The 13,835-nt window shown below is 53.5% G+C and carries 11 protein-coding genes; 5 read left to right on the top strand and 6 right to left on the bottom strand.

Going from position 1 to position 13,835, the window contains the following annotated elements:
• The first annotated feature begins 179 nt into the window (after nucleotides 1–179).
• The 5 genes from otnK to LZP96_RS11655 all read left to right on the top strand — a co-directional run bounded on the left by otnK (nucleotide 180) and on the right by LZP96_RS11655 (nucleotide 5,346).
• Nucleotides 180–1,439, top strand: coding sequence for a 3-oxo-tetronate kinase (gene otnK / locus LZP96_RS11675; protein WP_064326146.1), 1,260 nt, complete (start codon nucleotides 180–182; stop codon nucleotides 1,437–1,439).
• Nucleotides 1,432–2,070 (top strand): 3-oxo-tetronate 4-phosphate decarboxylase, encoded by a 639-nt coding sequence (gene otnC, locus LZP96_RS11670; protein ID WP_082904932.1) that lies wholly within the window; start codon nucleotides 1,432–1,434, stop codon nucleotides 2,068–2,070. Before otnK ends, otnC begins: the two co-directional genes overlap by 8 nt.
• Before the next feature lie 80 nt (nucleotides 2,071–2,150).
• Nucleotides 2,151–3,452 (top strand): SLC13 family permease, encoded by a 1,302-nt coding sequence (locus tag LZP96_RS11665; protein ID WP_064326148.1) that lies wholly within the window; start codon nucleotides 2,151–2,153, stop codon nucleotides 3,450–3,452.
• Nucleotides 3,453–3,746: 294 nt separating this feature from the next.
• Entirely contained in the window at nucleotides 3,747–4,034 is a 288-nt protein-coding gene (locus tag LZP96_RS11660; protein ID WP_064326149.1) for a VF530 family protein, read from the top strand.
• Nucleotides 4,035–4,038: 4 nt separating this feature from the next.
• Entirely contained in the window at nucleotides 4,039–5,346 is a 1,308-nt protein-coding gene (locus LZP96_RS11655; RefSeq protein WP_064326150.1) for a glycoside hydrolase family 10-like protein, read from the top strand.
• Between the two features lie 15 nt (nucleotides 5,347–5,361).
• Here the strand turns inward: LZP96_RS11655 and dsbG are convergent, their stop codons facing one another.
• The 6 genes from dsbG to treZ all read right to left on the bottom strand — a co-directional run bounded on the left by dsbG (nucleotide 5,362) and on the right by treZ (nucleotide 13,748).
• Entirely contained in the window at nucleotides 5,362–6,123 is a 762-nt protein-coding gene (dsbG, locus tag LZP96_RS11650; RefSeq protein WP_064326151.1) for a thiol:disulfide interchange protein DsbG, read from the bottom strand.
• Between the two features lie 45 nt (nucleotides 6,124–6,168).
• Complete coding sequence (locus tag LZP96_RS11645; RefSeq protein WP_064326152.1) at nucleotides 6,169–6,891, bottom strand: DsbA family protein; 723 nt, start codon at nucleotides 6,889–6,891, stop codon at nucleotides 6,169–6,171.
• A 6-nt stretch (nucleotides 6,892–6,897) separates the two neighbouring features.
• The gene (locus LZP96_RS11640) at nucleotides 6,898–8,931 is read right to left on the bottom strand and encodes a protein-disulfide reductase DsbD family protein (protein ID WP_064326153.1); all 2,034 of its coding nucleotides are present in this window, start codon (nucleotides 8,929–8,931) and stop codon (nucleotides 6,898–6,900) included.
• 45 nt (nucleotides 8,932–8,976) lie between these two features.
• On the bottom strand, nucleotides 8,977–9,354 hold the full coding sequence (locus LZP96_RS11635; protein WP_064326154.1) for a hypothetical protein: 378 nt from the start codon (nucleotides 9,352–9,354) through the stop codon (nucleotides 8,977–8,979).
• A 93-nt stretch (nucleotides 9,355–9,447) separates the two neighbouring features.
• Nucleotides 9,448–11,976 (bottom strand): malto-oligosyltrehalose synthase, encoded by a 2,529-nt coding sequence (treY, locus tag LZP96_RS11630; protein WP_064326155.1) that lies wholly within the window; start codon nucleotides 11,974–11,976, stop codon nucleotides 9,448–9,450.
• Entirely contained in the window at nucleotides 11,973–13,748 is a 1,776-nt protein-coding gene (gene treZ, locus LZP96_RS11625; protein WP_064326156.1) for a malto-oligosyltrehalose trehalohydrolase, read from the bottom strand. The genes treY and treZ overlap by 4 nt, the downstream gene beginning before the upstream one ends.
• Nucleotides 13,749–13,835: the final 87 nt, after the last annotated feature.

Here is a 13,835-nt window from a genome sequence, read left to right as displayed (position 1 = left end):
TGCCCTGCCGTTAAATAGACATTTATGACCATATGTGAAGGCATGTAGCGCGACGTGAACCGGCTACGGAAGACGATTTTAAAAATGTGATCTTAACCACGTTTTAACAACTGCGATATTTGCATTTATACAACTATAAAAGCAGTATAGACTCATCAAAGCATTTGCGAGGTAGTAACATGATTAAGTTAGGCGTCATAGCCGACGACTTTACCGGTGCAACAGACATTGCCAGTTTCATGGTAAGTGCAGGCTGGAAGGTGGTTCTGTTTAATGGTGTGCCGAACAGGGCATTTGCCGCTGGCGATACGGATGCCATTGTTATTGCATTAAAAAGCAGATCGATTCCCGTTAATGAGGCTGTCGAGATGTCTTTAACGGCTTCTGCGTGGTTAAAGACACAGGGTTGTCAGCGTCAGTTCTTTAAATATTGTTCAACCTTCGATTCGACGCCACAGGGCAATATCGGCCCGGTGACCGATGCGCTGATGAAGTTTCTGCACGCTCCGGTGACGTTGGTTTGTCCGGCGGTTCCCGATAATGGCCGCACCCTTTTCAACGGGCATTTGTTCGTAAAAGGCGCGCTGCTTAATGAAAGTGGCATGGAACATCATCCCGTCACGCCAATGAAACACGCTTCTGTCAAAAAACTGATGGAAGCCCAGTCGTCAGGACTTTGCGGCAATATCACTCTCGATATGGTTAAAAACCATGCAGAAAAGCTTGGCTCAGAGATTGAGAAACAGGTGGCAAACAAAGCCAAATATCTCATTTTTGACATCCTGGACAATCAGGATTTACTGACGGTCGCCCATGCTACTGCTGATTTTCCACTTGTTACCGGCGCGGCGGGGTTGGGCTATGCTATTGCCGCACTCGATAAACTCAGCGTTTCCGCACCCAAAGCGACATTAAACATCGAGTCAAAAGGCGCTGCCGTTGTGCTCTCTGGCAGCTGTTCAGCCATGACGAATCAGCAGGTAGATTTTTATCAGCAACGAGCCTCATCGCTGGCCCTCGACGTGGAAAAAATCATTCACGAACCTTCCTATCTGGAGACGGTGACCGCCTGGGTGAAATCACGTTCACACGAATATCCTGCCCCTATGGTTTACGCCACTCAGCCGCCGCAAATCATTGAGCTTATTCAGAAGCATTACGGCGCGGAGTTTGTGAGTGAAAAGATTGAGGTGTTCTTCGCTTCACTCGCCCGCTCCCTCGCCTCTGAGGGCTTTAATAAATTTATCGTTGCCGGAGGAGAAACGTCCGGTGCGGTGACCCAGGGGCTGAATATCGACGGAATGATAATAGGTGAACCCGTGGCGCCAGGCGTGCCGTGGACGCAGGTTCTCGACAAGCAGCAGTGGGTCATTCTTAAATCCGGGAATTTTGGTCAGCCAGATTTCTTCCTGAAAGCGCAGGAGCAGTATGATGAATGAGAAACAGTTACGTGAAGATATGGTTCGCTATGCACGCTCGATGTTTGAACGAGGCTACAGCAGCGGCGGCGCAGGAAATATCAGCCTTAAGCTGCCTGATGGCAACATTCTGGCCACGCCAACAAATTCCAGCTTTGGCGATCTTGATGCGGAGGAGCTGAGCAAAGTCACGATGGAGGGGGCATTACTGTCGGGACAAAAGGCCTCGAAGGAAGTTCTGATGCACCTTGCCATGTATCGCCAGCGCCCCCAGTGCGGCGGCATAGTCCATCTTCATTCACCCTGGCTCACGGCATTGTCCTGCCTTCCCGGCATCGACCCTGAAAATGCCCTGCCGCCTATCACCCCTTACTACGTGATGCGTGTTGGTAAGCTGCCTGTTGTACCTTATATCAGGCCTGGCTCGCCGCTCATCGCAGAGCATGTAGAAAAACTGGCGGGTGAGCATAATGCTATTCTGCTGGCCAATCACGGTCCGATTATATCCGGGAAAAACATTCGCGAGGCAGTATTTAACGCGGAAGAGCTTGAAGAAACAGCCAGGCTTTATTTTATGCTTAAACCTTTTGGCATGAATACGCTCTCCACCGAAAATGTGGATGAGCTAAATGCCACATTCAATATGAAATAAAGAATAATTTGTATCCCTGCGTACATGACGTGCGCAGGCTAGCTACGTCTCTGATAAACCCTACAATAATAAGGCCTGCTATGTCTCTCATGCTTATCACCGGGATAATAATGTTTATTATTTTAACCTGGTGTTTATTAAAGAATACCTTTCCCCCCAGCATTTTATTTATTTTGCTTCCCACAATTGCCGCGCTGATATGTGGGTTTGGATTTAAAGAGCTCGGACAATACGTTGCGCAGGGCTTAAAATCGGTGGTGGGAACGGCAACCCTTGTGGCATTCAGCGCAATGTTTTTCACCCTGATGAAAGAAGCCGGTGTTTTCGACGTCATCGTACGTTTTATTTTACGTTTCGTAAAAGCCTCCACGTTCTCTGTCCTGCTGGCCACCCTGGTGATTGCCTCAATATGCAGCCTTGATGGCAACGCTTACGCCACGCTGCTGGTTACAGTGCCCGCGCTCCTGCCGATTTATGAAAAAATGAACATCAGCAAAAAAACGCTTTTATTGCTGATAACCGTCGGGGTCGGTGTGACAGGGATTACGCCGTGGGGAGGCTCGCTTAACAGAGCGATCGCGGTTACGCATCTTGATATACTGGATGTTTACTATCGTCTCATTCCGCTACAGGCCATTTTGTTTGGGCTGGGTGTTATTCTGTGCTGGTATATGGCCAGAGTTGAAAATCGAGGCGGCGCCGGTATTTCCCCGGGCGCGTTCCACGCTATGCGTACCGAAATGTTAACCAGCAACACGATTCAAAGCCCATGGTTGCTGAAGCTGAATTTTACGCTCGTGATTGCCACTATTGTGATACTGGTTTCAGGGCTGGTGGCAGGCAATTTCTTGTTTATGATCGCATTCTCATTAGCGGTGATAATTAACTATCCTGATGCGAAAAAAGCGCAGCAGAAGATAAAAGATTATGCTCTGACCATATTCCCGGTCATCGTTATATTTTTAACGATCGGCGTATTTGTGGGTATTTTACAAAATACGGGAATCATAAAGGTACTGGTAAACGAGATTGCGGAAATTTTCCCAACGAGTCTCGGGCCCTACCTCTACCTGATTCTGGCTGCGTTCAGCGTGCCTGTTGTGATAATCATTGGTTCAGATGCATTTTATTTCGCCCTCCTGCCCCTCGCTGTAGGCCTTGGGCAGAGCTTTGGCGTCTCGCCCCTGCACGTGACGATAGCCATGCTTATTACTGAACAGATTGGGCTACTGCTGAGCCCGGTTATCCCCGCTACGCATCTCGGCTTGAATTTATTGAATTTGCGCGTTGATGAACACATCAAACATTCGATGTCAAAAGTCTGGATCATGAGTATTTGTGCGCTTGCTGCTGCTCTGATTACCGGGATCTTACCTGTGTAACGCGCAGGCAGGACAACACAGCGCCACGGCAGCGATGTGCGTCTGACAGTCATGGTGGCCAGTGAAACGCTGGCCATTAACAAACAACTTTATCCCCATTAGCCTATCTCCTTATCCGGCAATCATCGTGCTCACTCAGGCTATGCTTAAAAGCCGCTGGTGAATTCATCGAACATCTACAGTACATTGAGATAAAGTCTTTGTGCGTGCTGATGTCATTGCTGGTCACCCTGCTTTCTTGTAACCTTCCCTTGCTTATCACTCTTCCCACTTTTTTGAATTTACGGACTTCACATGACGGCGCATACTTCCAACGATCCTTTGCACGGCGTTACGCTTGAAATGCAAATTAACGCCCTGGTGGCACATTATGGATGGGATAAGCTGGGCCAACTCATTAGCATCAACTGTTTTAAAAAAGATCCGAGCGTAAAATCCAGCCTGAAATTTTTACGCCGTACGCCGTGGGCTCGCGCTGAGGTCGAAGCGCTTTATCTGGATTCACTGGACGATCTGCATGATGCAGGACCTGACGAACCGGCATTTAATCCGTGGACTCAGGGTCAGACTAAAAAGAGCTAAAACGATGACACGACAAATTACGCGCCTGACAACCCTGGTTGCCTGCGCCATGTTGCTGGTCAGTTGTACTTCCACACCCCCCAAATCACTGGTCACTCCGCTCCCGCCGGTTGCTAAACGCCCTCTTCCAGATAAAAATGCTAACAATCAGCCGCCGATGCGTGGGATCTGGCTGGCAACGGTGTCCCGCCTGGACTGGCCGCCCGTTTCATCCGCCAGTATCACGAACGCCCGCACACGCAACGCCGTGCAGCAAAAAGCGCTCACCGACAAGCTGGATAAACTGAAAAGCCTGGGAATTAATACCGTCTTTTTCCAGGTAAAGCCTGACGGGACGGCGCTGTGGCCCTCAAAAATTTTACCCTGGTCTGATACGTTAACCGGCCAAATTGGCCTCGACCCTGGCTATGATCCGCTGCTCTTTATGCTCGAAGAAGCACACAAACGCGGCATGAAGGTCCATGCCTGGTTCAATCCTTATCGGGTCACGACCAATACGAAGCCGTCAACCGTGGCAGAGCTAAACCGCACGATCTCCCTTAATCCTGCCAGCGTTTTTGTCTTGCATCGCGACTGGATCCGCTCCGCAAGCGATCGTTTTGTTCTCGATCCGGGCATTCCGGAAGTCAGAGACTGGATAACCAGTATCGTGGCGGAAGTGGTTGCACATTATCCGGTCGACGGCGTCCAGTTCGACGATTATTTCTACACCGAAACGCCAGGCTCAACCTTGAACGATAACCAGACGTTCAGGCAATACGGGGCGGGTTTTGCCTCTAAAGCCGACTGGCGGCGTCATAACACCGAAATGCTGATCTCACAGGTGTCGAAAACGGTTAAACAGTTAAACCCTAACGTGAAGTTCGGCGTAAGCCCCGCCGGCGTCTGGCGCAACCGCTCTCACGATCCCGCAGGCTCCGAAACATCCGGCGCGGCAGCCTATGACGAGGCCTTCGCCGATACGCGATTGTGGGTACAGAAAGGTCTGCTGGACTATATCGCCCCACAGGTTTACTGGCCGTTCTCGCGAAAAGCGGCCCGCTATGATGTTTTAGCCAAATGGTGGGCGGATGTGGTGAAACCGACGGGCACGCGACTTTATATCGGGGTGGCGCTGTATAAGGTGGGCGAGCCCTCCAGGATTGAGCCAGACTGGACGGTCAGTGGCGGCGTGCCTGAGCTGAAAAAGCAGCTCGATTTGAACGAAACGGTACCGCACATTGATGGCACCATTCTGTTCAGGGAGGACTATCTTAATCAGCCGCAGGCGCAGGACGCCGTCAACTATTTAAAAACGCGTTGGGGGTCGTAACCCCCTTTTTGCAGATTACTCAGGTTTAGGGCCAAACATGTCGGTGAGCTGTTTTTCATCCGGCATTCCGATTACCTGCTGTAGCTCGTTCCTGTCATTCATGTAATAGATCGCGGGAGTGGCGTTTGCCCCTAACTCATCCATTAACGTCTGGTGATGCTGGAGCAAATCGAAAGTCTCCCGTGACGTTGTCCCCTCAAATTTTGGCAATGTCTTCCCGTTCGACAGTTCATACGCCGTCCATGCTGCCACCGGATCGTCAGCATTCAGAATGGCCGTGGCATTTCTGCCGCTTTTCGGATTCAGGTAGGCCACCAGCAGCGTATTCAGTTGCACATTTCCGCCTTTCACCCACGGCTGCGCCTTTGCCCAGAACGCTTTGCAGTAGGGACAGAACGGATCGGCAAACACAAAGACTTTTCGTTTAGCGCTGTCAGCGCCCTCTTTTAACGGATGCGCATTATTCAGCGTTTCCCACATTTTACGTCCCAGAGGGATGTACAGCTCCTTCTGGAAATACGCTTCGCTGATGTTTTTCCCTTTTTCATCATAGAGATAACCAGAGATGACGTGTTTTCCATCCGGCGTCAAAAACAGGGTCACCCCCATGTCCTGATATTGCCCAAGCCAGCTTTTCATCCCGCCGGGGGCATCTATTTCCTTCACAATCGTTATATTTTGCTGTTCGCCAAACTGCTTAACGACAGGCGGAATATCGCCCGAGGCAAAGGCCAGTGCGGAGATAAACCCGCTGCTTGCGAGAAGTATCGATTTCATTGATTTCACCTTGTTACTGGGGGGCACATCGGCCCCCGCGCCCGGTTATTGCGTTTTCAACGCGTCCTTTACCATGGTTTCAAACCGATCGTAAGGCACCCAGCCGCCGAGCATCTCATCACCGATGAGCGTTGCAGGCGTTCCCTGAATGCCCAGTTTTTCCGCGACCGCCAGGCTTTTCTTCAGCGTCTCCAGGCTCATGTCGTCGGGCTTATCGACCACCACGCCAGCTTTCTTTTTCGCTTCCTGAATGCTGTTGTCGTCGTGATAACCCTTTTTCAGCATCAAAATATCGTTAAATTTCAAAAAATCGTCCGGACGGGAACGCCACACGGTGAGTGCATCCCGGGCGGCGGTCACCGAGCTTTCAGCGCGGTAAGGCAGGAACTTGAAGACGACGGCAACCTGCGGATACTTGCGCACTATTTTTTCCAGATACGGGTCAAACTTTTTGCAGTACGGACAGTTGTAATCGGTGAATACGACCAGCGTGAGCCTGGGGTTTTTTGCCCCAATACGCGGTGAATCAGGATCGTTATACAGAAAATCTTGATTCTGGCTGACCACTTTTTTCATCTCGTCCTGGCTTGCCTGCGCATTCTGCTGATCCAGCTTATCAGCCACCTGGGCAAGTATTTCAGGATGATCGAGTAACGTCTCTTTTACCAGCGCCTGTACTCGCGCCTCTTGTTCCGGGCTGAGTGCGGGTGCGGCAAAAACCTGAAGCGATGTAACAAACAGAATCAGGGTCAGGAATATCTTGTTCATTGTCATTTAACCTTTCGCGTTGTTCAGGGCGGTAAGCACCGATTTTTGATCAAGCAGGGGCGATAAAGTGACACCGTCACTTAAACCGGGGCCATACACCTCCGTAAAGGGAATGGCATACCGCTTTCGCTTTTGCAAAAAGGCGGCAATGGTGTCAGACGGTTGGCTCCAGTCGCCCCGCAGGGCAATGACGTCAGGCTCACTGAGTGCCGCCACAACCTCTGGCTGACTCAACACCCGGAGTTCATTCACCTTACAGGTGACGCACCAGTCGGCGGTAATATCGACGAATACGCGCTTCCCGTCGGCAAGCGCGAGGGTAATGGCCTCCTCACTCAGCGGCTGCCACTGAATGCGCTGCGCTGTTGTTTCTTCCAGCGCTAATGGGGATGCGCGTGGACGGAGCAGATCGTTTACCTGGTAACCGCCAAAGGCTGCCAGCAACATAACGACCGGCCAGAGAAGGCGCGTAGACGGACGCGAAACCACAATAACGGCGATAGCCAGTATCACAATGACCAGGCTCAGCAGGCCTCCTGCCCGTTCACCTAAATGCAGGTTCAGCAGGGTCGCCAGCCAGAGACTGGAAATTAACATCATCAGCCCAAGCACCATCTTGAGCGTATTCATCCACCGGCCCGGACGTGGCAACAGCGTCGCCATACGGGGTATGAGCGCGACCAGCAGCCAGGGCGCACTCATCCCCAGCCCTAACGTCCCGAAGATCAGCCATAAATCCGGCAAAGAGGCTGCAAGAGCAAAGGCGACCGCGGTTCCAAGGAACGGTGCTGAACAGGGCGTTGCCAGCAGCGTAGCGAAAACGCCTTCACAAAAACTGCCCGCTACGCCTCTGCCGCCCGCCGTGGCCATCCTGCCCGTGGCAGAGGAAGGCAGTAAAAATTCAAATGCGCCAAACAGGTTCATCGCAAAGATAAAGGTCACAACGACCATCAGGCCGATAAACCAGGGATTCTGAAACTGAATCCCCCATCCCAGCGAGGCGCCGGTGAGTTTGAGTCCCGTCAGCATCAGTGCCAGCAGCGCAAACGAGGTCAAAATACCGGCGCTGGTTGCCAGAAAACGCAGGCGGATTTTGCCTTTGTCGGAACCCGCATGCAGCACCGAGCTAAGTTTCATCCCCATCACCGGTAACACGCAGGGCATCAGATTAAGAATGAACCCACCCATGAACGCAAAGAGCAGCATTTTCACCAGACTGACAGCCGGCGCCGGAGGGGCCGACGCCCTGTCCGCATCCAGAACGAGTTCGGTTTCCTGAGCCGTGTCGCCATCGGTCAGTACAAATGAGAGTGTTTTACCGGCAAGCGTGGCAGGCTTGTCTCCCCATTCGTCCGTTACGGGCGTGGAGATCGTCAGACGTTGCCCCTCAATCCTGAAGGTTGGTTCACCCGGCAGGACATCGCCTTCAAGCGGATCGAAGTACGCCCCCGGCGATGACCAGCCTTGCGAACGCGTTCCGGTAATAATTAACCGATCGCCCTCCAGATGGGCGGCGAGATCGTCAGAGAGGCCCTTCTTCGGCGGGATATGGCGCATGGCGTCGTCAAAACGGGCCTGGAACGTTTCGTCTACCGGCTGGTTAAAATCCAGATGCAGCTGATAGTCGGTCAGTAAGCAGACGTTGCTGCAGGTAGAAAGGGTCAGCGTTCCGTCCAGCACCTCATTCTGGCGTGCCGTGATCGCCAGCGGAATCACCACCTTATGGTGATATCCCTGGGTTGTCAGGCCCGAAATATCGAAACGGGAAGGCGCAGGCCAGAACCACTCTGACTGTGTCTCACCCTGCCAGGTGATTTGCGGCGCAACGCCCCCTTCACCCGGCGATCGCCAGTACGTTTTCCAGCCTTGCTGAAGTTCGACCGTTAACAGGCCTTTAATGCGATCGTGGTCTCTTTCTGCCTGAAAGCGGACCCGCGCGTGATCGTTCTGCGGGGAAACCAGCCAGCCTGTATCTGCTGCATGGGCCATACCCATGACAGACAGCAACAGGAGGACCAGGCCCCTGAAAATAGTCAACATTGTGTTCTCCGTGAATATGAAAATTAACCGTGTAGAACGATTAACTCATTCTCGAAAAACGCAGTTTATAAGGTGTATTCGGCGCGGCGGCGCCTGATAAGGTTCGTCTCTGAAGACCAGCGTTCGCCGTTCAGTGAACAAGGCCAGCAGCGCGAGGAAGAGAATAACGGCGGGTAAGGCCCCGTCAAAGAAAAGGGGCTGGGCACCGAGGAGCGAATGGCCGCTCAGTTGACACGGCGAGGGCCCGAGATCTTCGTTAGCCTGATCCTGAACGGTAGAGTCCAGAATCAGGGATGTCGTTGCGGAGGTCTCAGCAACCTGGAAAAAATGGTGTAGATACGCTGCACGCTGAACCAGGCAAAGTGCCATAGCCAGAAGCGTGATGATCAAAAACCCTTTACCCAGAAGCTGACGATTGCGCATAACGACCTAAGATGAGAAGACGCACCGATGATAAACGATAACGGTGAATCTTCAACAACCTGGTGTGTAAGGTTTTGTCTTTGACCACTCGCCTTACTCAGTCAACAGGACACGGATATTTCCTGCGGCCGTTGTCAGGTCAAGGCTCTCACCGGACGTCATGATCTCGTTGCTGAACGCATCGCGATAGGGTCTGTGCGATAAGGTTTCCGGTAGCGTGACGACGGTGTTGCGCCAGTGGTCGTCGTCGGCAATGTTAACCTCCCGGGAGACGCTCTCAAACATCAGGCGCGGAACAATGACCACGAGGGCTTCGTTATCCCGCTCGCGGGCGTACGCAATGACATTTTCTGCCCTGTCCCCCTCCACTTTAAGCGGGATCCAGTCGCCATAGCGAAACAAGTCTGGCTTATCCCGTCGCAGACGTAAAAGAGTGACCGTGACGTACTGCTTTAGCCTGCCATCACGCCAGCACGCTTCGTCTTCAAAGCAGGCCACATTTTCCCCCGCGAGGTCGTGGACCAGTTTGGTAAAGTCAGGCTCGCGCCGGTTATCGGGATCGACAAGGCTGAAGTTTAGCCCTTCACTGCCCTGATAAATATCGGGCACGCCAGGGGCCGTCAGTTTGATCACGGTCTGCGTCAGGCTATTCATCAACCCGGCTCGAATAAACGGCTGGAGTGCAGTGTGAAAATCCTGCAGGAAAAGCGTGTTTTCCGGTGAAAGCAAATACCGGGCGTAATCCAGCACAACTGCTTCATAGTCTTCATTGCTGTCGATCCAGTCGGTTCGCAGCTTCGCTTCGCGCAACGCCTTTTCGGTAAACCCGACAAAGCGCTCTTCAAGTTCCGCAAGCCCTTCGGCATCATCCGGCGTTAAGGTGGCTGGCCACACGCCCGCCAGGGCCTGATAAAGCATCCAGGTATCCGCGGCGTTAGGTGCGGTGCCGTCATTCAGAAAACGAACCTGCGTCTGGTTCATCTGCCGCCATCTTTCCAGAGACGCCACCCACAGCTCTGGCGCTTCCGTCAATGTATACAACCTGGCGCGGGCATCTTCTCCCCGTTTGGTGTCATGGGTGGAGGTGCCCAGCAGCGCATCGGGCTGGCGGGACAAGCGGATGCGCATCTCCTGATGGAAACGGGAAAGCGAAAACGCGCGCGGCGCGGGATCCGCGCCCACCTCGTTAAGGGCAAGATCCATGTTTCGGCGGAAAAAGAGCGTATCCTCAACGGATTTCGCCATCAGCGGGCCGGTAAGCTGCTGGAATCGGGTTCGGAACCGTGATGCGCTCGCCTGTGAAGCATCAGCCACCGCGCCTGACATGATGCGCAGAATAAGATCCAGGGAACGGGCATCAGGCGGATTCTCCAGATCATAAAGGCGGGCCACCAGCTTTTGCAGCAGCAGGACGTCCTGAGACGGCAAGCCAGATGCCGTGCCGTAGGTGCGATAGACGGGAAAAGCAATCAGCAATTCCCGCAGCGCGTGCAGGAAGGTTTCGCGGTCTGCCTTTTCCCCGTTATCTTCAGCAATCTGCAATCCGAGCGTCACCAGGGTAGTGAATTCGCCCTCAAAATTGCGATCCACCATTAATCCTTTCGCATCCCGCAGTGCCGCATCAGCGTCCCCCGCATGGCCTGTCGCCTGAGCATGCGCCAGGCGCAAGGCGTTAAGCTTTTCATCATCGACCAGCACTTCAGCAAGCGAGGCGATAAATTCATAGCCCGTTGTGCCAGAGATCGGCCAGCTTTCCGGCAACTGCTCGCCTTTACCCAGTATTTTCTCAACCGTGATGTAACAATCAGGCCCCGTTAACTGCCGCAATCTGTTGAGATAACCTTCCGGGTCGGCAAGGCCATCAACATGATCGATACGCAATCCGTCAACCGCGCCAGAATGCACCAGCTCCAGAATCAGTTTATGCGTGTCGTCAAAGACGCGAGGATCTTCAACCCGCACGCCCACCAGGCCGGTTATCTCAAAAAACCGACGCCATGATAGCGCGCGGGGCGCGTCGCGCCAGGACATCAGTCGCCACGGCTGCGCGTTATGCAGGGCGGTAATGCTCTCTTCATCCGTCATCGCCAGAATCTGCTGTTCGCGCCCTTCCCAGCTCGGCGGCGTTAACGGGTAATAATTCTCGTAATACACCATGGCCGGCTTACCGGTTAACGGCGAGCGGGCAAGTGTAATCTCACCCGCGCGTAATGCGTTCTCAAACGTATCGCCCAAAAACGGCAGCGTAATGGGTCGGGACCAGTCAATGTCAAAATAGTCTGCGTACTGGCTGCTCTTCCCCTTTTCGATCACATCCCGCCAGGCGAAATTTTCCAGCGAAGTGGCCATGTGATTGGGAACAATATCCAGGATCAACCCCATGCCTTCAGCCTTCAGGGTTTGCGCCAGGCGGTCAAATCCCGCGCGACCGCCAATGGCGGGGTCAATTTCGTTCGGATTGGTGATGTCATACCCGTGCGTGGAACCGGTCGTCGCGGTGAATACTGGCGACGCATAAAGATGACTAATTCCGAGTTGTTTCAGGTACGGCACCAGGCCCACCGCGCGATCGAAGGTCATGTCATGACGAAACTGAATACGGTACGTCGACGATGGGATCATGATGAGGCCTCTCGTTGATCAAAGCGAACCACAATGGCCGGAGGTTGCGCGTCCGGCCAGCTAAAGAGCGTCTCTCCTGGCTGCTCAGGCAATTCTGTCGGTTTGTCGCCGATATTGAGCGCAACGGAAAGCGTTCCCTTGTCGAACGTCCAGCTGACGGCAACAGAGTCCTCGGCCGCCTGCACGACCTTTCCCTCAGCGTGAGGGTTGCCGGACAGTAACGGGATAATCGCACGTCGACGTAGTTCGATAAGATGACGCGTAAAGCGTAACCACCGTTTTCCCTTGTCCGTGGCGATTTTGCGCCAGTCCAGTTTTGACCGCAGGAAGGTTTGCCGATCGTTAGGGTCCGGGACTGCGTCATCGTGGCCCGCGTGTCCGGTAAACTCTTTTGCTCTTCCCTCACGCACGGCCTTTGCCAGCTCGCCGTGAAAGTCGGTAAAGAACAGGAAAGGGTTTGTCTCGCCATACTCTTCGCCCATAAACAGCAACGGAATATGCGGCGACAGCAGCAGCGCAGCGAGAAGCACCTGGGTTTTCTCAGTCCCCGCCAGCGTGGTGAGCCGTTCACCCTGCGCACGGTTCCCCACCTGGTCGTGGTTTTGAATAAAATCGACAAAGAACGTGAGCGGCTGATTCTGACAGTTTACGCCGCGCGGTTGGCCTGTTTGCAGGGAGCGTTCTCCCTGATAGACAAAACCTTCAGCAAGCGCCCGGGCAAATTTCTTTTCAGGTTCATGGGCAAAATCCTGGTAGTAGCCGTGCGTTTCGCCGGTAGCAAAAACGTGCGCTGCATTGTGAAAATCATCATTCCACTCTGCGGTAAACAGCGGTGCCGTGCCGTCTTCTGCCCGGGGATGGAGAAACACCACGTTGCGGCTGTCTTCGGTGGTCAGATGGATGGCGCGATCCTGAATCTGCTTCCGAATTCGCCCGGCGATCTCAATCAGGACGTGCCGTTCGGATGTGTCTTCTATCTGATCGATGGCGTCGAAACGCAGGCCGTCCAGACGGTATTCGCTGAGCCAGAACAGGGGCGCATCCACGATATAGTCCCGCACGGGCGCTATGTCATAGGCGATGCCGTTCCCCCAGGGCGTCATCCGCTCCTGGTGGAAAAAGTCAGGCGAGAGCAACGGCAGATAGTTGCCCTCCGGACCAAAATGATTGAGTACGATATCCAGCACCACGGCCAGCCCCAGGCCATGGGCAGCATCAATAAACGCCTTAAAATCATCTGGCGTGCCGTATGCGGAATGCGGCGCGTAAAGGAGCACGCCGTCATATCCCCACCCGCGCGAGCCGCCAAACTGCGAGACGGGCATGACTTCAATCTGCGTGATACCCAGTTCAGCCAGATACGGGAGCTTTTCAATCGCTGCGAGGAATGTCCCTTCCGCGGTAAAGGTGCCGATATGCATCTCATAGACAATCGTCTCTTCCCAGGCGATACCTTGCCAGCGGGTATGCTGCCAGGTGTAGTTCATAGGATCGACAAGCAATGAGGGACCATTGACGTCCTCTTTTTGCGCGCGTGATCCTGGATCGGGCACCACCGTCCTGTCGTCAAGAATGAATTGATATTCCATCCCTGGTGAAACGGGCTGGACTGTCAGCTCGAACCAGCCCTCTCCTGCTTTTTCCATTGGATGGTCGACCCCTGCTAGCCGCAGGGTGACGTTTTCCTGTCCCGACGCCCAGAGTCGAAAACAGGCGCTATCGGGCGAGCGAAACTCCGCGCCCCACTGTTTTGTGAAGGTTTTTATAGCCATTCTGTTCCCTCATTTCACCGACAACCAAGGTGGTTACGAAGAACAAGCTTAGACCAGACCGCAACATTTGCGGGGGGAACGGCGGTC

Origin of the sequence: Huaxiibacter chinensis (assembly GCF_022171985.1) — a bacterium.
Lineage (GTDB): Bacteria > Pseudomonadota > Gammaproteobacteria > Enterobacterales > Enterobacteriaceae > Enterobacter > Enterobacter chinensis_A.
Note: the sequence above shows the minus strand (reverse complement) of the source record. Positions and strands in the feature narration are given on the sequence as shown.